This window comes from Ideonella azotifigens (assembly GCF_021043325.1).
GTDB lineage: Bacteria > Pseudomonadota > Gammaproteobacteria > Burkholderiales > Burkholderiaceae_C > Ideonella > Ideonella azotifigens.
The window spans coordinates 46,335-66,825 of the sequence record NZ_JAJNKD010000009.1 but is presented as its reverse complement, the minus strand read 5'-3'; the positions used below and the strand labels follow the sequence as shown (position 1 = coordinate 66,825).

12 protein-coding genes are annotated in these 20,491 nt (G+C 69.1%); 6 read left to right on the top strand and 6 right to left on the bottom strand.

Translation table 11 applies throughout. From position 1 onward, the window contains the following. Nucleotides 1-30: 30 nt before the first annotated feature. The gene (gene ahpF / locus LRH25_RS18905) at nt 31-1,605 is read right to left on the bottom strand and encodes an alkyl hydroperoxide reductase subunit F (RefSeq protein ID WP_141287821.1); all 1,575 of its coding nucleotides are present in this window, start codon (nt 1,603-1,605) and stop codon (nt 31-33) included. A gap of 241 nt (nt 1,606-1,846) precedes the next feature. Continuing rightward, nucleotides 1,847-2,410 (bottom strand): alkyl hydroperoxide reductase subunit C, encoded by a 564-nt coding sequence (gene ahpC, locus LRH25_RS18900; protein WP_141287820.1) that lies wholly within the window; start codon nt 2,408-2,410, stop codon nt 1,847-1,849. A 169-nt stretch (nt 2,411-2,579) separates the two neighbouring features. Here ahpC and LRH25_RS18895 point away from each other — a divergent pair, with 169 nt between their 5' ends. Together LRH25_RS18895 and LRH25_RS18890 are read left to right on the top strand one after the other, a co-directional pair. Then, nucleotides 2,580-2,831, top strand: a complete 252-nt coding sequence (locus tag LRH25_RS18895; RefSeq protein ID WP_141287819.1) for a type II toxin-antitoxin system ParD family antitoxin — start codon at nt 2,580-2,582, stop codon at nt 2,829-2,831. Next, a complete protein-coding gene (locus LRH25_RS18890; protein ID WP_141287818.1) occupies nt 2,828-3,178 on the top strand; it encodes a type II toxin-antitoxin system RelE/ParE family toxin in 351 nt (116 codons plus the stop codon). Before LRH25_RS18895 ends, LRH25_RS18890 begins: the two co-directional genes overlap by 4 nt. On the opposite strand, the gene LRH25_RS18885 is transcribed toward LRH25_RS18890, so the two are convergent. After that, nucleotides 3,157-6,087, bottom strand: coding sequence for an adenosylcobalamin-dependent ribonucleoside-diphosphate reductase (locus tag LRH25_RS18885; RefSeq protein WP_141287817.1), 2,931 nt, complete (start codon nt 6,085-6,087; stop codon nt 3,157-3,159). The genes LRH25_RS18890 and LRH25_RS18885 overlap by 22 nt on opposite strands. Nucleotides 6,088-6,357: 270 nt before the next feature. Between LRH25_RS18885 and LRH25_RS32850 the strand changes: the two genes are divergently transcribed. The 4 genes from LRH25_RS32850 (at nt 6,358) to LRH25_RS18860 (ending at nt 11,819) form a co-directional block, all read left to right on the top strand. After that, nucleotides 6,358-8,139: a methyl-accepting chemotaxis protein gene (locus LRH25_RS32850; RefSeq protein WP_259374092.1), complete on the top strand. Its 1,782-nt coding sequence runs from the start codon at nt 6,358-6,360 to the stop codon at nt 8,137-8,139. 121 nt (nt 8,140-8,260) lie between these two features. Beyond that, the gene (gene ydiK, locus LRH25_RS18870; RefSeq protein ID WP_141289934.1) at nt 8,261-9,331 is read left to right on the top strand and encodes an AI-2E family transporter YdiK; all 1,071 of its coding nucleotides are present in this window, start codon (nt 8,261-8,263) and stop codon (nt 9,329-9,331) included. Between the two features lie 92 nt (nt 9,332-9,423). Then, a complete protein-coding gene (locus LRH25_RS18865; RefSeq protein ID WP_170201019.1) occupies nt 9,424-9,933 on the top strand; it encodes a DUF3016 domain-containing protein in 510 nt (169 codons plus the stop codon). Between the two features lie 110 nt (nt 9,934-10,043). After that, nucleotides 10,044-11,819, top strand: a complete 1,776-nt coding sequence (locus LRH25_RS18860; protein ID WP_141289936.1) for an MFS transporter — start codon at nt 10,044-10,046, stop codon at nt 11,817-11,819. 12 nt (nt 11,820-11,831) lie between these two features. Here LRH25_RS18860 and LRH25_RS18855 read toward each other — a convergent pair whose 3' ends face one another. The 3 genes from LRH25_RS18855 to LRH25_RS18845 form a co-directional block, all read right to left on the bottom strand. Next, the gene (locus LRH25_RS18855; RefSeq protein ID WP_231011944.1) at nt 11,832-13,232 is read right to left on the bottom strand and encodes a hypothetical protein; all 1,401 of its coding nucleotides are present in this window, start codon (nt 13,230-13,232) and stop codon (nt 11,832-11,834) included. 65 nt (nt 13,233-13,297) lie between these two features. Continuing rightward, a complete protein-coding gene (locus tag LRH25_RS18850; RefSeq protein ID WP_231011941.1) occupies nt 13,298-16,603 on the bottom strand; it encodes a beta strand repeat-containing protein in 3,306 nt (1,101 codons plus the stop codon). A gap of 164 nt (nt 16,604-16,767) precedes the next feature. Then, entirely contained in the window at nt 16,768-20,316 is a 3,549-nt protein-coding gene (locus LRH25_RS18845; protein ID WP_231011939.1) for a beta strand repeat-containing protein, read from the bottom strand. Nucleotides 20,317-20,491 lie beyond the last annotated feature (175 nt).

Below are 20,491 nucleotides of genomic sequence, written 5' to 3'. Positions count from 1 at the left end.
GAAGCCATTTTTTGTGGGGCGCGCCGGGGGTCAGGCAGCTGCCGGTGCCGGCGTGCGGATCAGGTAGTCGAAGGCCGACAGTGCCGCCTTCGAGCCTTCGCCGGCGGCGATGATGATCTGCTTGTACGGCACCGTCGTCACGTCGCCCGCTGCGAAAACGCCGGCCAGGCTGGTGTGGCACTTGGCGTCGATGATGATCTCGCCGAACTTGCTCAGCTCCAGCGTGCCCTTGAGGAACTCGGTGTTGGGCACCAGGCCGATCTGCACGAACACGCCCGCCAGGTCGAGCTTGTGCTCGGCGCCGCCCACGCGGTCCTTGTAGCGCAGGCCGTTCATCTTCTGGCCGTCGCCAGTGACTTCCAGCGTCTGCGCGTTGGTGTGGATGGTGACGTTGGGCATGCTCTTGAGCTTGTCCACGAGCACGGCATCGGCGCGCAGCTGGTCGGCAAACTCCAGCAGCGTGACGCTCTTGACCACGCCTGCCAGGTCGATGGCAGCCTCGACACCGGAGTTGCCGCCGCCGATCACCGCCACGTCCTTGCCCTTGAACAGCGGGCCGTCGCAGTGCGGGCAGTAAGCCACACCCTTGGTCTTGTACTCCTGCTCGCCAGGCACGTTGATGTTGCGCCAGCGCGCGCCGGTGGCCAGGATCACGCTGCGGGCCTTGAGCACGGCGCCGTTGTCCAGCACCACGCTGGCGTAGCCGCCGGGCTGCGCCGCAGCCTCCAGCTTGGCCACGCGCTGCAGCGTGATGATGTCCACGCCGTAGTGGCGCACATGGGCCTCGAGCGCCGCCGCAAATTTCGGCCCCTCGGTCTCCAGCACCGAAATGAAGTTCTCGATGCCCAGGGTGTCCATGGTCTGGCCACCAAAACGCTCGGCGACGATGCCGGTGCGGATGCCCTTGCGCGCAGCGTAGACAGCAGCAGCCGCGCCGGCCGGGCCGCCACCGATGATCAGCACCTCGTACGGGGCCTTCTCGTTGAGCTTGGCGGCTTCGCGCTTGGCCGCGCCGGTGTCGATCTTGGCCAGGATCTCGCCCACTTCCATGCGGCCATTGCCAAACGGCTGGCCGTTCAGGAAGACGCTGGGCACGGCCATGATCTGGCGGTCTTCGACTTCCTTCTGGAACAGCCCGCCATCAATGGCCACGGCACGGATGCGCGGGTTGAAGACCGCCATCAGGTTCATCGCCTGCACGACATCCGGGCAGTTGTGGCAGGTCAGGCTCATGAAGGTGTCGAAGGCGAAATCGCCATCGATGGCCTTGATCTGCTCCAGCACTTCAGGCTCGACCTTGGGCGGATGGCCACCAGCCCACAGCAGCGCCAGCAGCAGCGAGGTGAACTCGTGGCCCATCGGCAAGGCGGCAAAGTGCACGCCCATGTTGTGGCCGACGCGGGTGATCTGGAACGACGGGCGACGCTCGAAGGTGCCGTCGAAGCGGGCGCTGATCTTGTCCGGCGCGATCGCGGCGATCTCGGTGACCAGCTCGCGGATGTCGGCGGCACCAGCGGAATCGTCCAGGCTGGCAATCAGCTCGATGGGCTGGCTGATGCGTTCGAAGTAGGTGGCGAGTTGCGCTTGGGTGTTGCTGTCCAGCATGGCGTGATCCTTTCGTGGCACTTGTTTCATCAGGGCGAGTTGGTCCCGGCCCTCTTGAAAACCCACCACAGCGGACCGCTGGAACGGGTTTTCAACAGTGCCTGAATTCAGCGAGAAGGTGGGCAAACACGAAGCCCGTCATCACACTCAACCGAGTCCAGCAGCCGCCGCGGATCCGGCTCTGCCGGTCCGCTGGTGGCGCCCCCTCGAAGGGGGAGGCGGCTTGCCGCCTCGGGGGTGGTTAGATTTTTCCGACCAGGTCGATGGACGGTGCCAGGGTCTTGGCGCCTTCCTTCCACTTGGCGGGGCAGACCTGGCCCGGGTTGGCGGCGGTGTACTGGGCGGCCTTCAGCTTGCGCAGGGTTTCCGACACGTCACGGGCGATTTCGTTCGAGTGGATCTCGGCCGTCTTGATGATGCCTTCCGGGTTGATCACGAAGGTGCCGCGCAGCGCCAGGCCTTCTTCCGGGATGTGCACGCCAAAGGCGTTGGTCAGCTTGTGGGTCGGGTCACCCACCAGCGGGAACTTGGCCTTGCCGACGGCCGGCGAGGTTTCGTGCCAGACCTTGTGCGAGAAGTGGGTGTCGGTGGTCACGATGTAGACCTCAGTGCCCGCTGCCTGGAAGGCGGCGTAGTTGTCAGCCGCGTCTTCGATCTCGGTCGGGCAGTTGAAGGTGAACGCGGCGGGCATGAAGATCAGCACGGACCACTTGCCCAGCAGCGATTCCTCGGTGACGGTGATGAACTTGCCATTGTGGAAGGCTTCGGTCTTGAACGGTTGGACTTGGGTGTTGATCAGGGACATGCTTTGGAGCTCCTCTGGCAGTTGGTGGTGGAAGTCAGTCAATCGACAGGACGAATATTAGGCCGGTCGCGCGATGTTTTGGATTGATTGATCGAATGTGTCTGATTGAGTGAAGCTATTGCGAAGCACCAACTTTGCCATTTCTTGCCAAAGCACTTAAGCTTTCGACATGAGCACGATGAACATCTCGCTGCCGGACAGCCTCAAGGCTTTTGTCGACGCGCAGGTCAGCCAACACGGCTACAGCACGAGCAGTGAATACATGCGGGAGCTGATTCGCCGCGACCAGGACCGCCAGCAGTTGCGCAAGCTGCTGCTTGCTGGCGCAGCATCTGCCCCCACGGTACCGGTCACCCAGGCCTACTTCGACAGCCTGCGAAAGCGGGCTCGTCAGGCAGACAAGCCTGCGCCGCAGGCGTGACGCCCAGACCGGTCATCCCACGCGAACAGGCAAATCGGGATGTTGACGAAGCCCTGGCCCACTATCTCAGCGAAGACGCTGAATCGGCGGCACTGGGCTTCATCGATGCGCTGGAAGACGCGTACACCCACATTGGCCTGCATCCAGCGACAGGTTCGCCGCGTTACGCCCACGAACTGGGCCTGCCCGGTCTGCGAACCTGGATCCTGACCGCCTACCCGCACCTGGTGTTCTACATCGAACGCGAGGACCACATCGACGTCTGGCGTGTGTTGCACGGCCTGCGCGACATTTCGACAGAGATGCGGGAACAGGCCGGGGACATTCAACCGCACTGCCCCACGTAGCCACAGGCGGTGCAGAAGTCGCAGCCGTCCTTGTGGATCATCGTCGCGTTGCCGCATTCCGGGCAGGGCTTGCCGGCCATCGGCACGACCTTGTCGGCCACCGAAGTGCGGGGCGCTGGCGAGGCCAGGATGCCCATCTCGCGCAGCGGGAAGCCCTCTTCGTCCAACACACCCAGCATCGCGTAGCGGTGGATCACCAGCCGGGCAACATAGGCCACCGTGCTCGGCCAGACCTGCTGGCGTTTCTGCCCCGGAATCGGCGCCATGAAGTGGCCCAGCGGCTCGCCGACGTTCAGCAGCTTGCGCAGCTTCATGCCGATCCAGGCTGGGTCGATGACCCGCATGTCCAGCGACAGCAGGCGCGCCAGCCCGTCGAACGCGCGTGGGTAGTTGCCGGAGAAGCCGAGCGCACACGGCCGGGTGACGTAGCCGGCCGGCGCGTCCGGGCTGGCCAGCGCCACTTCCTTCAAGGTCAGCGTGAAGGCTTCGCCGGTGGCCGGGTTGTCCACGTCGACCGCCCAGGCCAGCGTGCCCGCCGTGGTGGTGCGCGGCTCGTCGCGGCTGAACATCGCGTCCAGCACCGGCGTCGGCCCGTCCTGCAACGCGCCCAGCTGCTCGCAGCGCCAGCGAATCACGCTGGCCGTCGCGGCGACCACGCCAGGAAACAACCGCTTCTCCCCGCTGGGCGGAAAGGCCATCTCGAACGCGCGCTCCTCGGCGACGGTCGCCAGCGCGTCGAGCTTGAGCTTGAGCCATTGCGGGTCGTTGACGCGCATGTCCATCGACAGCGTCTTGGCCAGCGCACCCAGGCCACGCGGCTGCTCTGCACCGTTGACCCAGACTTCAAACGGCAGCGTGCGGCCGAACAGCCCGCCGTCCGGCCCGGCTTCGGCCGGCAGTTCACCGACGAACAGCGCGAAGTCGCCGTGCGGGTGCTGGATCATGTAGCTCCAGGCCGGATTGCCACCGCGCAGTTCCGGTCGGCCCGGCCAGCGCAAGGAAGTGAGCACCGGCTTTGGCAGCTTTTCCAGTTTCAGGCGCTGGTTCGCGCCGTCGGTGGTGAGGGTCGTGAGCGGTGCAGGCGTGGCGCTGGGCGTGGGCTCGACGCTGAGCACCGAGCCCAGGATCGCATTCGGCCGGTAGGTCGCCAGGCCCTTCAGCCCGCTTTTCCACGCCGTCATGTAGAGGTCCTGGAAATCGACGTAGGGGTAGTCCGCCGGCACGTTGACGGTCTTGCTGATGGACGTGTCGATGCAGGGCGCGACCGCCGCGACCATCAGCGCGTGCGCCTCGGCGCTCATCTCCAGCGCGGTGACGAAGGCCTCCGGCAGCGGCGTGTCGGCGCCCTTCAGGTGGCGGAACAGGCGCCAGGCATGGTCCTCCACCGCATATTCCTTGAAGCTGCTGTCGGGCATGCGCTTCTTGCGGGTGTAGGTCCAGCTGAAGGCCGGCTCTATGCCGTTGCTGGCGTTGTCGGCAAAAGCCAGGCTGATGGTGCCGGTAGGTGCAATGGACAGCAGGTGCGAGTTGCGCAGCCCGTGCTTGCGGATGCGGTCCTTCACCGCCTGCGGCAGACGCGAGGCGAAAGTGCCACGCGAGAGGTACAGGTCCGCATTGAACAGCGGGAAGGCCCCTCGCTCCTGGGCCAGGTCCACGCTGGCGTCATAGGCACCGTCGCGCATGATCTCGCTGATCTGCCGCGCCATGTCGCGCGCGGCCGGCGTGTCGTAGCGCAGGTTCAGCATAGCCAGCGCATTGCCGAGGCCGGTGAAGCCCAGCCCCACGCGCCGCTTGTTGGCCGCCTCCTCCTGCTGGCGCGGCAACGGCCAGACGGTCACGTCCAGCACGTTGTCCAGCATGCGCGTGGCCACCTTCACCACCTCGGTGAAACCGGCCGCGTCAAACCGCGCACCGGGTTCGAACGGCTCCACCACGAAGTGAGTCAGGTCAATGGAGCCGAGGCAGCAACAACCATAAGGTGGAAGTGGCTGTTCGGCGCAAGGATTCGTTGCCGCAATCGTCTCGCAATAACTCAGGTTGTTGTCCTGGTTGATGCGGTCCAGGAACAGCACGCCGGGTTCGGCGTGGTCGTAGGTCGCGCGCATGACCTGGTCCCACAGGCCGCGGGCGGGCACGCGGCGGTAGACCCACAGGCCGTCGCCGCGCTGGTAGGCGCCGGCAGCTTTCTGCTTGGCGCCGGGCTCGGCGCGATGCAGCAGCTCGACCTCGCCGCCGGCCTGCACGGCTTCCATGAAGACGTCGGTCACGGCAATCGAGATGTTGAAGTTCTTCAGGTCGCCCTGGTCCTTGGCATGGATGAACTCTTCAATGTCCGGGTGGTCGCAGCGCAGCACGCCCATTTGCGCGCCGCGGCGCGAGCCGGCGGACTCGACCGTTTCGCAGGAGCGGTCGAACACGCGCATGTAGCTGATCGGTCCGGAGGCGCTGGACTGGGTGGAGCCGACCCAGGCACCGCGCGGGCGGATGCGCGAGAAGTCATAGCCCACGCCGCCACCGCGGCGCATGGTTTCGGCCGCCTCGGTCAGCGCGGTGTAGATGCCGGGCACGCCGTCTTCTTCGCTGGCGATGGAGTCGCCCACCGGCTGCACGAAGCAGTTGATCAAGGTGGCGCTGAGCGCGGTGCCGGCAGCGGAATTGATGCGGCCGGCCGGCACGAAACCGCGGCGCTGGGCGTCCAGGAAACGCGCGGCCCAGTGGGCTTGCTGTGCAGCGGGTTCCGCGGCGGCAAGCGCGTTCGAAATGCGAGCACGCACTTCGTCGACGCTGCGTTCTTCGCCCTTGGCGTACTTCTCGACCAGCACCTCTTCGCTGATGGCCTGCGGCGGCAGGTTGGCGAGGCTGGGGGCGGCCGACGGGCGGCGGCCAGTGGTGCTGGAGGTCTTGTTCATGGCGGGCAATGGCGCTGCGGAGGCTGTGGAAATCCACAGCCTCCATGATGAACCAAAGCGGCCTGCCGTGGGGCCTGTCTGCATGCACCCGAGGGTTTTAGCGGCGGCCGCCAGATAGGTCCGGATTTGCACCACTGATCCGGCTTCAGCCTCGCATTGAAAGCGTCGATAAACAGGGTCGAATCCGCAACACCCGGGCGGGGCGCGTGCCTGCAATGCACGCGAATGGAGACATCCGGCTTTTTTTGGAGGTTCCACGAAGTGAACAAGATGCGACATTGGAAGATCGGGACCCGGCTGCGGCTGGCCTTCGGCCTGATGGCGGCGATGCTGCTGCTGTCCAGCGGCCTTGCGCTGGCCAAGCTCAGCGCCATGCAGGAAAACGTGCTGCAGGTGACTGACAACTGGTTGCCCAGCGTGGTCACGCTGAGCGAGCTCGACGCGCTCATCTCCAAGGCCAGAACCGCGAGCCTGCGCCATGTGCTGGTGGTTGACGTCGAGAACAAGAACAAGGCCCGCGCGATGCGGGACCAGGCCGTGGAGAAGGAAATCCCGGAGCTGCTGGCGGCCTACGACAAGCTGGTTTCTTCGCCCGAAGAAGGCGAGTTGAAAAAGCAGCTGGACGCGCAGTGGAAGGCCTATGTCGCGGTTGACAACAAGCTGCTGGCAGCATCCGAAACCAGTCGGGTGCTGAGCGCCGTGATCGCCACCGGAGACTCGAACGACAAGCTGATGGCCTTGCTCGCGACCCACAAGGCCATGATGGAACTCAACCGCAAGGGCGCAGCCGACGCGCGGGCCGAGTCGGTGCAGGGCTACGAAGCTTCGCGCGTTGCGACCATTTCGTTTGCCGTTGCCGCACTGGCGATTGCAGGCGTGCTGGCCTGGCTGATCACCCGCTCGATCACCACGCCGCTGCAGGCCTCGCTGAGCCTGGCCACCCGGGTGGCCGAAGGCGACCTGACGATGCGCCTGCCGGCCGATGGCCGCGACGAAGTCAGCGCACTGAACCAGGCACTCAATGCGATGGCCGAACGCTTGGCCGAACTGGTCAGGCAGGTGCGCCAGAGCAGCGAAAGCATTGCCACCGGCTCCAGCGAGATTGCCACCGGCAACGCCGACCTGAGCCAGCGCACCGAGCAGCAGGCCGCCAATCTCGAAGAAACCGCTTCTTCGATGGAAGAGCTGACCTCGACCGTCAAGGCCAGCAGCGACACCGCCCAGCAAGCCTCGCAGCTGGCCACCGCGGCCTGCGCTTCGGCGACACGCGGCGGCGAAGTGGTGGGCCAGGTCGTCAGCACGATGAACGAGATCACCAGCAGCAGCCGCAAGATCGGGGAAATCATCGGCACCATCGACGGCATTGCCTTCCAGACCAACATCCTGGCGCTGAACGCTGCGGTGGAAGCGGCGCGGGCCGGCGAACAGGGCCGCGGCTTTGCGGTCGTGGCCGGCGAAGTGCGCAGCTTGGCGCAGCGCAGCGCCGAGGCGGCCAAGGAGATCAAGAGCCTGATCGGCGCCAGCGTCGAGAAGGTCGAGACCGGTTCGCGCCTGGTGGGCAGCGCCGGCACGCAGATGGACGACATCGTCGCCCAGGTGCGCCGCGTGGCCGACCTGATCGGCGAGATCAGCGCCGCCGCCCGCGAGCAGAACGATGGCATCGGCCAGGTCAACACCGCCGTCACGCAGCTGGACCAGGTGACGCAGCAGAACGCCGCGCTGGTTGAGCAGAGCGCCGCCGCGGCCGACAGCCTGAAGCAGCAGGCCGCCAAGCTGGTGACCCTGGTCAGCACCTTCCGGCTGGGCGGTGACGCCGGCCTGCCGCCAGCCGCGCCGCCGGCCCATCACGTGGCCGCGGCACAGGCCATCCGCAGCGCCGCCGCGCCGCGTCCGGCGCCGGCTGCGACGCAAGTCACCACGGCCTCCCCGACTGCAACTGCTGCACCTGCTGCACCAGCCAAGGCAGAAGTGACCAGACCCGCCGCGCCGCGCCCTGCCGCACCGCCGCCGGCCGCACCTTCGGGCCCCGGCGACGATTGGGAGAGCTTCTGACCGCGCGCTGTCGCGCAGCCTGAACCCGAGGCCGCCTTCATGGCGGCCTTCCGTTGCCGCCGGCAGATGCGGGGGCTTGCGCTTGGCCGATACTGCGGCGTCTGCAACGACTGCCGCCGCCATGCCTGCTCACCGCTCTTCGGATCTGCCGCGCCAACTGCTGTCCATCCTGGCGCTGCTGGCCTTGATCGCCACCGGGGTCTGGGTGCTGCGGCCCTTCATCGCGCCGCTGATCTGGGCCACGATGATCGTCGTCTCGACCTGGCCGCTGATGGTGCGGCTTGAAGCGCGGCTCAAGGGCCGGCGCACCCTCGCGGTCGCGCTGATGCTGGTCGCCCTGCTGCTGTTGTTTTTCGTGCCCATCACCGCGGCGCTGGTCACGCTGGTGGACCACGCGGACGAGGCGGTCGAGTGGGTGCGCTCACTGCCGCTGGACAAGCTGGCCGCGCCGCCGGACTGGGTGGCCGAGCTGCCGGTGGTGGGCGCCCGGCTGGCCCAGCTGTGGCGCGAATCCGCCGAGGCCGGCGCCAGTGCGCTGCTGGCCAAGCTCAGCCCGTATGCCGGCAGCATGGCGCGCAACATCCTGTCCGAGGCCGGTGCACTGGGCATGATCGGCCTGCAGTTCCTGATGACCATGCTGATCTGCGGCGTGCTGTACGCACATGCCGAATCGGCAGCCGACCTGTGCCGCCGCTTCGCGCGCCGGCTGGCCGGGCCGCGCGGCGTGGAAATGGTGCAACTGGCCGCGATGTCGGTGCGCGGCGTGGCACTGGGCGTTGTCATCACCGCGGTGGCGCAGGCGCTGCTGGGCGGGCTGGGGCTGCTGGTGGCCGGCGTGCCAGGCGTGTCGCTGCTGACGACCATCATGTTCGTGCTGACCATTGCCCAGATCGGCCCGTTCCCGGTGCTGCTGCTGGCCTGCGGCTGGCTGTTCTGGAAGGGCCACACCGGCTGGGCCATTGCGCTGTTCGTCTGGTCGCTGCTGGTCGGCACGCTGGACAACGTGCTGCGGCCCTGGCTGATCCGCAAGGGCGCAGACCTGCCGCTGCTGCTGATCTTCACCGGCGTGGTCGGCGGCCTGATCGCCTTCGGCCTGATCGGCATCTTCCTCGGCCCGGTGGTGCTGGCCATCACCTACACCCTGATGGGCGCATGGGTCGATGAAGTGCCGGACGAAGACAACCCCGCATGATGCTCGCGCGTTGCCAACACTGGCCGCGCCATGCCCCCAACAGCCGGCCCGCGCCTTGCTCCCAGACCTTGCCGCTGTACAAAGGATTCGCCATGTCGCCTGCGCACTCCCGCTCCCCCGCCCGGCCCGTTCGCGCCGCCCTGCTCGGCCTGGCCTGCGGTGCCTGGTTCACACTGGCCCAGGCCGGCGTGGTCGAGGCCTATTTCCCGGACCCGCGCGCGATGAGCGACGTGCGCGATGCCAATGGCTTCAATGCCGATGTCGAGAAGCCGCTGGGCGACTACCTGCGCACATTGGGCGACAAGCTGCTGGGCGACCGCCGGCTGGTCATCAACGTGATCGACGTGGATCTGGCCGGTCAGTTGGAGCCGGTCGGCCCGCGGCAGGAAATGATCCGCGTGCTGCGTTCGCACACCTGGCCGCGCATCGAGCTGCGCTACCAGCTGAGCGACGCCAACGGCGTGGGCCTGCGCAGCGGCGAGGTGCGGCTGATCGACACCGACTACCTGTCCAACGCCCGCCTGGCCGGCGCCACCGACCCGCTGCGCTATGAGAAGCAGATGCTCAAGGAGTGGTTCATGCGCGAGTTCACCGAGCGCTGATCGCCGCTGGATTGGGCTGTCCGCGGCCTGTCCACCACGGGCCGACCCTGGCCTGCCGGCACGGCGATTGCGGGTAGAGTCGCGTCGCCCGTTGCTCACCCCGGCTCCCCATGCGCCTGCCCAATCTCTTCGCCACCTCCCGCGGCCGCCTGGCCGCGTTTTTCTTCCTCTACATGACCGAGGGCATTCCGCTCGGTTTTGCGGCCACCGCGGTGGCCACGCAGTTGCGGCGGCAAGGCGTGGGGCCGGCCGAGATCGGCGCCTTCGTTGGCTCGTTCTACCTGCCCTGGGCCTTCAAGTGGGCCTTCGGTCCCATCATCGACGTGTTCGCGTCCGAGCGCCTGGGACGGCGGCGCGGCTGGATCCTGGGCACGCAGCTGATCATGGTGGGCACGCTGCTGTCGCTGCTGGCGCTGAAGCTGCCGGACCAGCTGGCGCTGTTCACCATCATCCTGCTGGTGCACAACACCTTCGCGGCGATGCAGGACGTGGCCATTGACGCGCTTGCCGTCAACACGCTGAAGGAAAACGAGCGCGGCACGGCCAACGGCATGATGTTCGCCGGCGCCAACGTGGGCCAGATGATCGGCGGCAGCGGCTCGCTGTTCCTGGCCGGCTACTTCGGCTTCCAGTCCACCTTCTTCTTCGTCTCGGCCTGCATCCTGGCCGTCACCGCGCTGGTCGTGCTGCCGCTGAAGGAAGCCGCCAGCCCGGCCCGCATCAAGGCCGCAGGCTCGGCCATGGCCGCGGCGTTCGCCGAGATGCGCGACTTCTCTGTCACTGCCTTCCGCTCCTTCCTCGGCACGCGCGGGGCATTCGCCGGGCTGGCGATGTCGCTGCTGCCGCCAGGCGCGATGTGCCTGGGCCTGGCGCTGCAGAGCAACCTGGCTGTCGAGCTGGGCATGAACGACGACCAGATCGCCTGGCTGAACATGCTCTCCACCATCTGCGGCGCGGGCGGCAACCTGCTGGGCGGCTACATCTCCGACCGCTGGGGTCGCCGCCGCTCGCTGGGCATCTACATCGCGCTGATGAGCCTGCCGGTGCTGGTGATGATGGCCATCCTGCAGCAGCATGGCTGGATCATGCCGATGGCGGAAGGCTCGGCGAGCCGGCCCACGGTCACGCCGTTCCTGATCAACGCCTACTGGGCCGCCGTCTTGTCCTACGGCGTGTTCCAGGGCCTGATGTACAGCGCCGCCACCGCGCTCTACATGGACGTGACCAACCCGCGCGTGGCCGGCACCCAGTTCACCGCCTACATGGCGATGTTCAACCTGACCATCTCGTACAGCGCGACCTGGCAGGGCATTGCCATCGAAAGCGTGGGCTATCCCAAGACCATGCTGATCGACGCCTTCTTCGGCCTGCTCTTCATCTCGCTGCTGCCCTTCACGCAGCGCCGCGCCAGCGACCCGGCAGGCTTCTCCGACCACCATGCCTCCGGCCGCGCTCGCAAGCTGGCGCTGGGCCTGGCGGCGGTGAACCTGCTGTGGGTGCCGCTGTTCGCCAACCAGGCGCTGCTGGGCGCGGCACTCCCAATCGCGCAGATCTTCTACTCGCTGATCTTCATTGGCTCGGCGCTGTTCCTGTTGGCCGGCGGCATGGTGCTGCGCGAGTCGCATCCGGTGCTGGCGCGCTGGGGCAAATGGTTTGCGCCCTTGCTGCTGCTGATGGTGGCACGCAACCACCTGGACACGCTGGCCGGCTGGCTGGGCCAGACCGAGGCGACGCTGCAGTCGTCGAGCGCGCCCTTCTTCTACGCCGTGCCGGTGCTGGCCGCCGTGTTGTTGCTGCAGTTGGCCCGCGAGCACTGGCAGGCGCTGGCGCAGTTGGACGCGGACGACACGAGCGACGCAGACCTGGCGTCGCGCGGCGCGGTCTGACGGAAAGCGGCGCTACAGGTTCGCCGTCAGCGTCAGCGAGTTCATGCGCCGCGTGAAGGCGGCAAACGGCAGCGTGGACTGGCGGCGGGCCCAGCCGAGGTTGACGCCCAGCTGCCAGTTGCGCGCCAGGTCGTAGCGCCAGCCGAGGTCGGCGGAATCGAGCCGGTCGTCGCGGTTCAGCACAAAGCCGAGCGGGAACTCGGTGCCGCGGTAGCGCGCATCGGTCCGGCTGAACGACAGCGACATGCGCTGGCGCTCGGACAGGCGCAGCGAACCGCCGAATTGCGCACGCTTGGCGACCTGGTAATCCACCGCATCCCCCGGTGCGTCACTGGCGCCGCGCGACAGGCCCAGGTCCAGTTGGTGGCCACCCTCGAACAGCCAGTGCAGTTCGCCCTCCCAGCTCAGGCCTTTCCAACCGCGGCGCTTGTAGCCTTGGTAAGGCGCATAGGCCTCGAAGCCCTTGTGCTCGCCGCCCAGTTTCAGCGTGCCGGCCAGTGGCAGGCCGGGCCAGTCTGACGGCGGGGGTGCCGACGGCTGTGGCGTTTGCGGGTCCGCCTGCGCGGGGTCGGCCGGGTCGCTGGCATCCACCGGGTTCGCCGGCGCGGGTGCACCCTCCAGCGGCGGCAGCGGCCACGGCATGCCGGCCTGGCTGGGCTCGAAGCTGACGGTGGCATACCAGCGCCGGTCGCCGTTGTCGGCCGCGTAGGCCTCCAGCGGATAGCGGGTGTGGGTGTCGCGCAGCTCGGCGCCCACGCGCACGCCGGGCGCCACCAGGTGCTGCGCCCGCAGCACCGCCTGTCGGGTTTGCATGTCGGCCTGCGCGGTCTGCTCGCGGTGATTGAGGTAGCGCTTTGCCGAGCGGGTGAACTCGGCTTCCAAGCGCAGCAGCCCGTCCTCGCTGTCGTGGCGCAGCACGCCGGCCAACGCGTGGGCCCGGAAGTGGTCGGCTGTGTCGTCGCTGCCGGCACCGACCACGTCGTGCCAGTCCTGCAGCACCGCGCGCCAGGCCAGCGCGGTGCGCTCGTCCAGCAGGTTCAGGCCATCCAGCGCCAGCTCGGCGTTATCGGTGTTGTCCTGCGGGCTGTCGAGCTGGCGCGTCAGCTCGGCGCGGGTGCTGAGCTCGTAGCGCTGGTCGCCATCGGGCAGCACGATGCTGAGCCCCGGCATCCACGCGTGGAAATGACTGAACAGGGGCTTCGTCGGCTGCAGCCGCAGGTTGCTGTTGGTGCCGTAGGCCAGGCCCAGCTGCGGCGTGATCTGGAACGGCCCGGCCGTCCAGGCCTGCGGCTGGTACAGCGGTGGCGCCAGGCCCGGCGGGTTGGCCTCAGGCGCGGGCGCCAGGCCTTCGGGCGCGGGAGCTTCGGGGGCGCCCTGGCCCCAGGCGACCTGCGGGCCGGCCAGGCAGGCCACCAGGGCCAGTGGCCGCCAAAGGATGTGAATGCCGACGCGACTGCCGATGCGGATGCGATGCGTGCTCAGTGTCGATCTCCCATGCGTGGTCCGCCCATCACAGGCAGCGCGCGCACGCTGCGACCGCCGGCGCTGGCTTCGGTTTCTATCGGCGGCGCCAGCCGGCCCGTCAATGCCGCGCCCCCCAGTGTCGGCCGCAGGCCGGCCAAGCCCGCCTTGAAGCCCGGCATGCGCTCGGCCAACAACGGCGAACGGTGCGTGCTGCTGGTGCCGGTGTTGCCCACCACGCCGAGCGCCGACGATACCGGCTTGGCCGCCAGCAGGTAAGCAAAATCGGCGCCCTTGGCCGTGCTGGCCGTCAGGCTGAAGCTGACGACCAGGCTGTTGGCGCCGGCCTGGAAAGTGCCCAGCGCCAGCGGATGGTCTGTGAAATAGCTCTGCGCCGCGGCAAAGCTGGTGAAGCTGCTGCTGGCCAGGGTCGTCGTGCCGCTGACGACGGTGAAGCTCATCGAGCTGAAACCGCCGTTGTAGCCGGTCAGGCCCAGCAGGCCCAGCGTCAGGTTGCTGTTGCTGGACAGCGAAAAGCTGTAGCTGGCGCTCGCACCGTAGGTCTTGCTGCCGACCGCCGCCGCGCCGTAGTTGGCCCCCATCACGCCCAGGCCCAGCACGCTGCTGCCACTGCCCAGCGCCGCGGCCACGTTGGGCCGGGTCGCGAGCACGCTGTTCAGCGTGGCGGCACTGGGCCGGCCATTGCTGCTGGCAAAGGCCTGCAAGCCGTTGCTGCCACCAGCGAGGTTGGGGAGCGTGAAGCTCTGGGCCGTGTTGTAGGTGCCGGCTGCCGTGCTGCGCGCGCCGCCGCTGGTCGCTGCAGTGGCCGTGTTGGTGACGCTCGCGCCGCCCATGGCGGCCATGCTGATGGCCGTGGCGCTGCCATTTCGGCCGTTGGCATTCGCCTCTGACGACAGGTCCGCCGCGCCCAGCCCTTGCGTGGTCGCAGTGGCATTGGCGCCGTCGCCAGTGGCCTTGGCCACGGCTTGCGCCAGGCCGCCATCGGCTGTGGCGATGGCCGTGACCTCAGCCTTGGCGTTGCCCGCCAGGCCGCCAAAGCTGCTGCCGCCGGTGGCTTCGGCGCTCAGCACCGTGTGGGCCAGCGAACTGCCGGTCAGCGTGGCCGTGGCCTTGCCGCCACGGTCACTGCCAAACGAGGTGCCGCCGCTGGCCAGCAGTGTGGCGTTCAGCTGCGCGCCGGTGGCATCGTCGGACAGCTGGGCGCCCGCGCTCGCCTCGCCGCCGATGCTGCCGCTGCCGCCGTAGGCGTTGACGGCCACGCTCAGCGCGCTGGCCTGGTGCTGCGTGAGCTTCAGCTTCGAGCTCGCCGCGCCGCCCACCCCGTTCTGCCCGAAGTCGGACGAACCGCCGCTGCCAGCCACCGCGCTCTGCGAGAGCGAGAGCAGGCCGTGGGTGCTGCCGCTCACGCTGTTTTTCAGGTCCACGCTGACGCCGCTGCCGCCCTGTGCGCCTTCGGAACCGGTGCCCCCGTTGCCTCCGCGCGCCTCGCCGGTGAGGCTCAGCGAGCCGCTGTCCGCCTTGCCTGAGACGGCCAGAGACGCAGCGCCGCCTGTGCCCGCCACGCGGCCCTGGCCGGTCGCGTTGCCACCGTCGCCGCCAACCGCCGTGTGCTGCATGTACAGCGCAGCCGCGCCGCTGGTCTTGCCGCTCGCCTGGACCGCGGCCGCACCGCCGATGGCACCGTTGCCGTCACCGCCCGAGCTGCCGCCGGTGCCGCCGGTCGCGTCGCCATACAAGCTCAGGTCGGCTGCGCTTTTGAGCGACAGCGTGGTGCTGGCCGCGCCACCGGCCTGGGCCTGGCCGTTGATCGCGCCGCCGCCGGTGCCGCCGTAGGTGGCGAGTTGCACCATGGCCGGGCCGCTGCCGACCAGCGACAGGCTCAGGCTGTTGCTCGCCGCCCCCCCCGCGCCACCCTGGGCGCTGGCGGAGAAGCCGCCGCTGCCGCCATTGGCGTTTTGCGTCAGCGTCAGCGAGCCGCTGCTGCTACCGGAAACGGCATTGCTGACGCTTTGCGCCGCACCCGCACCGCCGGCCGCGCCGTCATAACCGGAGCCGCCCATGCCACCCGCCGCCGCCGCGTAGACGCTGACCGTGCCGCTGTCGCTGGCGCCATGCGCCGTCACCGTGCCGGCCGCGCCGGCGCCAGCGGTGTGGCCGCTGCCCGCGGCGTCGCCACCACTGCCGCCTCGGGCTTCCACGCCGACCGTGGCCATGTGCTCGCCGGCGCTCGTCACGTCCCCGCTGGCGGTGCCGGCCTGGCCCGCGGCACCACTTGCGCCCTGGCTGCCGCCGCCACCCGAACCGCCGGACGCGCTGACGTTCAGCAAAGCATCGCCCGCCGCCCGCAGCTTGCCGCTGGCATTCGCTGCGCCACCCATCCTGGCCACGCCGCTGACTGTGCCGCCGCCCGTGCCGCCACCGGCGCTGAGAAAGACCTGCACCGATGCGGCCTGCGCGTCCGTCAGCTTCAGCTTGCTGGCGCCCTTGCCCCCGGCGCCTGCGCTGCCGCTGTCGCTGTTGCCACCGGCACCGCCAAAGGCTTGCTGCGTCAACGTCAGCGAACCGGCGCTGCTGCCGCTGGTCGCGTTGACCAGCTTGACGCTGCCGCCGTCGCCCCCGTTGGCACCGGCATTGCCGGCACCACCCTGGCCGCCCATCGCAAAAGAGGTGGCCATGGCCGCGCCGTTGCCGCTGACGGCGCTGCTCAGCGCACTCGCGCTGGCGCCTGCGCCGCCCTGGAAACCAGCGCCGTTGGCCGCACCACCGCCCCCGCCCACGGCATTCGCCTGGGCCGTCGTGTTCTGGCCGGCGCTGCCTCTCGCCACGGCGCTGGCGCTGGCCGCGCCCCCAGCACCACCGGCCGCACCGCTGCCCGCGCCCGCGCCCGCGTCGCCACCGGGCAGACCCGCACCGCCACCCACGCCGCCATTGGCCTGCGCGCTGCCGGACAGGTCACCCACACTGGCCTGGCTGGTGGCCTTGGCCGTGGCCGTGCCACCGTTGCCGCCCTTGCCGGCATTGCCACCGGCGACATTGCCACTGCCCGCACCACCGTTGCCACCGCTGCCACCATTGCCGCCCACGGCCTGGGCGCTGTTGCTGCCATCGGTCGGTGCGCTGGCATTGGCATTGGCCACGCCCCCCGCACCGCCGGTCCCGCCAGCGCCGCCCGGCGCACTGCCCGCGGTGCCGGTGCTGCCGGTGGTGGCGCTGTCATTCACCGTGGTGGCCCAGGCCGACTGGATGGCCGCGGACAGCAGCAGCGGCAGCAACGGGTGTACAGCGCGAAAACGAGTGCTCATGAGAAGGCTCCTAGAGGGTCGGCGACACGGCGATCCCTTGCGGGTGTGCGCCTGTGCCGGCAGCCACCTCCTTTCGCCATCCGGCGGCATCCTGCCATTGGCCCGCGGCACTGCCTCCCCCCACGATCTTGGGGGAAGGGACATGCACGGCGGCGCTGACAGAGTCAGCGCTTGTCGACCCCGCGCAGGCTCGCACCGCCCAGGACGGGCAGCGCACGGGCGTTTCGGCCCCGGTCGCCCTCGCCTTCCGCCTCGACGCCTTCGGCCACGCGCGGATTCGACCGCATCACCACAGCCGAACCGCCAAGCGTTGGCTGCAGCGAACCCAGGCCAGCCTTGAAGCTGACGGCCGGGGCGCGCGCCATGGCCAGGGCTGCAGGCTTGGCCACCGCGGCGCTCACGGTGCGCGGGCCGGTGGCCTCATCGGCGTCGACCTGCAGGTCGGCCTTGCCACGGCCGAAGGCCACGCCGGCCAGCCGGCCCATCAGCGTGGGCGCCTTGCGGGCGCCGACGGTGCCGGTGGCAACGGCGGCCGCAGGCGCCTCGGCGCTCAGCGAACCGGTGGGCTTGGACGACAGCACGTAGCCGATGTCCGCGCCCTTGGCCGCCGCGGCCGTCAGGCTGAAGCTGATCACCAGGTTGTTGGCGCCCGCGACGAAGGTGCCCAGCGAGAGTGGGTGGTCGGTGAAGTAGGTCTGCGCCGAGGCCAGCGCCGTGAAGCTGGTGCTGACCAGCGTGGTGGCACCGCTGACGACGCTGAAGTTCATGCTGGTGAAGCCGCCGTTGTAGGCCGTCATGCCCAGCAGGCCCAACGTGAGGTTGCTGTTGCTGGCCAGCGAGAAGTTGTAGCTGGCGCTGGCGCTGGCGCTGTAGCTGCGGCTGCCGAATGCACCCGCGCCATTGCTGGCACCCAGCGATCCCAGGCCCAGCACGCTGGCACCGCTCACGGCGGCCGAGACATTTGGGCGTCCGCTCAGGGCCGTGCTCAGCGCACTGGCGCCCGGCGCGCCATTGGTGAAGGCAAAGGCCTGCAGCCCAAGGCCACCCTTGCTCAGGTCCGGAAAACGAAACGGTGCCGCGGGGTCGAAGCTGCTGGCAGCCTGGCTGTGCACGCTGCCACCGGCTGCGGCCACCGCGGTGCTTTCGATTTTGGGAATCTGGGAGATGTCGCCGGTCACCCGGCTGATGGCGGTCGCCAGACCGATCCTGGCCGTGGTCCAGGCGTCAGAAAGCAGGTCCGCTGCGCCCAGGCCCTCGGTTTCGGCCTGCGCACGCGCCTGGCTGCCCCGGGCCGTGCTGCTGGCCCGTGCAAGCCCATCGAACTGCGTGGTGACCGCCAGCACGCTCGCATCCGCGGTGCCTTTGGCGCCAGCCGAGGCGCCGGCGCCACCTTCGGCGAGCCCGGTGATGACGGTGTGCATGCCGGTGGAGGCGGTTGCGACAACGCGGGCGCCCCCACCCAACTGGCTGCCAGCAGCGCGGCCTCCGATGGCGCTGAGGCTGAGATCCACCGAGCCGCCGGTCCAGGGGCCGAGATTGACCAGGGCCTCTGCTGCGCCTCCCGCGCCGCCTTGTGCCGAGCTGCCGCCTTGGCCCCCTTCACCGCCTTGCGCCTTGAGCGTTCCGCTCAGCACGGCCGAGATGTTTTCGGATTGCATCAATTGCGCGCTGGCACGGCCACCACTGCCACCCAGCGAGGCCTGTGCAGCACCGCCAGCACCGCCTGTTGCAGTTTCCACGTAACGAGGCAGCACAACGCCGAACAACATGTCGTCGACCACGCCATACACCACCGCGTCTCCCCCTGCGCCACCTGCCGCACCGGACAGCCCGGCGCCCCCGGCCCCGCCGGTGGCGCCGGCCGAGGCGGTCGAGCCAGCGACGCCGGCATGGAACCCCGCCTGGGCCTGCGAGGCACCGCCCGCGCCGCCACGGTAGCCGATGCCTGCGCCAGTACCACCAGCCCCGCCGGTCGCCATGGCAGAACGCTGGGTCGCCAGAGCATCAAGGGTTTCGCCGCCGACAGTCGACGTGGCGCGGCCGCCCTGACCACCGTCGCCGGAGGACAGCTCGTTGCCTCCGGCACCTCCCTGGGCCAGCGCCTCGACCTGCAGGATGCCAATGCCGGAGCCGGCAGCGGAGGCATAGGCATCGGCTCCCGCTCCACCACCGACCAGTTCGCCGCTCTCCGAGCTGTCGCCCCCACGCCCGCCCTGGGCCTCCGAGCGCAGAAAGACCGAACTGGCCGTCTGGTTCTGCTCGCTCAACTCGGATGTCGCCGCCCCGCCCGAGCCGCCGATGTAGTACTGCGCAGCGCCGCCGTCCCCACCCTGGGCACGCTGATACAGCGACAAGGCACCGGTGGTGGTACCGACGGCGGCATTGCTGAGCCACACCTCCGCGCCGCCAGCGCCCGGTTTGCCCCTGACGGCGCCGCCATCACCGCCTCGCGCCCGTGCCGTCACACTGACTGCGCCGCTGCCGGACTGGCCGCTGGCCTGGACGCTCGCGGTGCCGCCATGCGGGTCGTCGTTTCTCAAGCTGACCTGCCCTCCCACTGCATCGGCAACCACCGTGACCTGGCCGGCGCCGCTGACGCTGCCACGTGCCGATGCGCTGGCCGCACCACCGGTGGAGTTGCCGTTGCCGCCTGTGGCGGTGGTCGTGAGCGACAGATCGCCGACGCCGCTGACGTCGGCAGTTGCAAGCGCATCGCCGCTGCGCAAGTCTCCGTTCAGGCCAGTGCCGCTGTGTCCGCCCTGAGCGCTCACCGTGACGATCTGCGAGGCTGCAAGCGTGTCGACCCGGGTCAGGGTGCTGCTGGCGTCGCCGCCCATGCCGCCAACGGAATAGGTGCCACCGCCCTTGCCGCCGGAGCCGCCTTGCGCGGCCTGGATGAGGGTCAGCTGACCAGCGGTGCCGCCGCTCACTGCATTGACCAGCGACGCCGAACCACCGCTGCCGCCGTTCGTCGGTGAGTAGCCGTCGATGCCATTTCCGCCATTGCCGCCCACTGCGGTGGCGCTGACCATGACCTTGCCGCTGCCGGAAAAGGCGCTGGCATCGACGGCGGTGACGGGGCCGCCGTAGCCACCCGAAGCTTCGGAGTTCCAGTTGGGGCCTCCGGTTCCACCCGAGCCGCCCACGGCAAGCGCCGTCGCCTCGGCGGCGTTGGTACCGGTCGCGGTCGCATTCGCGCTGGCACTTGCAAGGTTGCCGCTGCCGCCAATGCCACCGCTGGGCGGCTCGCCACTCGGGCTCTCAGGGCCAATGCCGGTGTCGCCGCCGTTGCCGCCGTATGCACTGGCCACGGCCTTGGCCGCACCGGTGGCTGGCGATGACACGGCCTTGGCCGTTGCGGTGCCGCCGTTGCCGCCGTTGCCGCCAGTCCCTGCGTCCACGGTGTCGGTGCCAAGCCCGCCAGTGCCGCCACGCCCGCCGTTGCCGCCAGTGGCGGTGGCGGTGTTGCTGGCATCGCCATTGCCGCTGGCAGTGGCGCTGGCGTTGCAGCCATTCCCGCCAATGCCGCCGTTGCCTCCGGGCGAGGCGCCCGGGCTGCCGGTGGCGCCGGTGCAGCCAACGCTGGTCACGGTGGCTGCACCGGCAGGTCCAAGCGCCGCGGCGCCGAGCAGCCAAGGCACCAGGGAAAGGCGGGAGATTCGAGAGGCGCGCCACGCCATGCGCGCGGCAACCCGGTGGACAGAGGAAGTCATGGGCAGTCCTTGTCGGCGGCACGCAAGCCAGGGGCACCTGACTGCGGCGAGGCCGGAAAGGCCTTGTTCACCCGGGGCCGGCATCACGCCACCTGGAAAACAGCAATGCCGGCCTTGCATCATGCCGGCACAGCAAAATCACCGCGATGACCTTCGCTCTGGACCAGGGTAAACA

Excerpts from the sequence above, each read along its gene's own strand:
- ahpF (WP_141287821.1), bottom strand. The coding sequence starts at position 1,605 with ATGCTGGACAGCAACACCCAAGCGCAACTCGCCACCTACTTCGAACGC.
- ahpC (WP_141287820.1), bottom strand. The coding sequence starts at position 2,410 with ATGTCCCTGATCAACACCCAAGTCCAACCGTTCAAGACCGAAGCCTTC.
- LRH25_RS18895 (WP_141287819.1), top strand. The coding sequence starts at position 2,580 with ATGAGCACGATGAACATCTCGCTGCCGGACAGCCTCAAGGCTTTTGTC.
- LRH25_RS18885 (WP_141287817.1), bottom strand. The coding sequence starts at position 6,087 with ATGAACAAGACCTCCAGCACCACTGGCCGCCGCCCGTCGGCCGCCCCC.
- LRH25_RS32850 (WP_259374092.1), top strand. The coding sequence starts at position 6,358 with ATGCGACATTGGAAGATCGGGACCCGGCTGCGGCTGGCCTTCGGCCTG.
- ydiK (WP_141289934.1), top strand. The coding sequence starts at position 8,261 with ATGCCTGCTCACCGCTCTTCGGATCTGCCGCGCCAACTGCTGTCCATC.
- LRH25_RS18865 (WP_170201019.1), top strand. The coding sequence starts at position 9,424 with ATGTCGCCTGCGCACTCCCGCTCCCCCGCCCGGCCCGTTCGCGCCGCC.
- LRH25_RS18860 (WP_141289936.1), top strand. The coding sequence starts at position 10,044 with ATGCGCCTGCCCAATCTCTTCGCCACCTCCCGCGGCCGCCTGGCCGCG.
- LRH25_RS18850 (WP_231011941.1), bottom strand. The coding sequence starts at position 16,603 with ATGAGCACTCGTTTTCGCGCTGTACACCCGTTGCTGCCGCTGCTGCTG.
- LRH25_RS18845 (WP_231011939.1), bottom strand. The coding sequence starts at position 20,316 with ATGACTTCCTCTGTCCACCGGGTTGCCGCGCGCATGGCGTGGCGCGCC.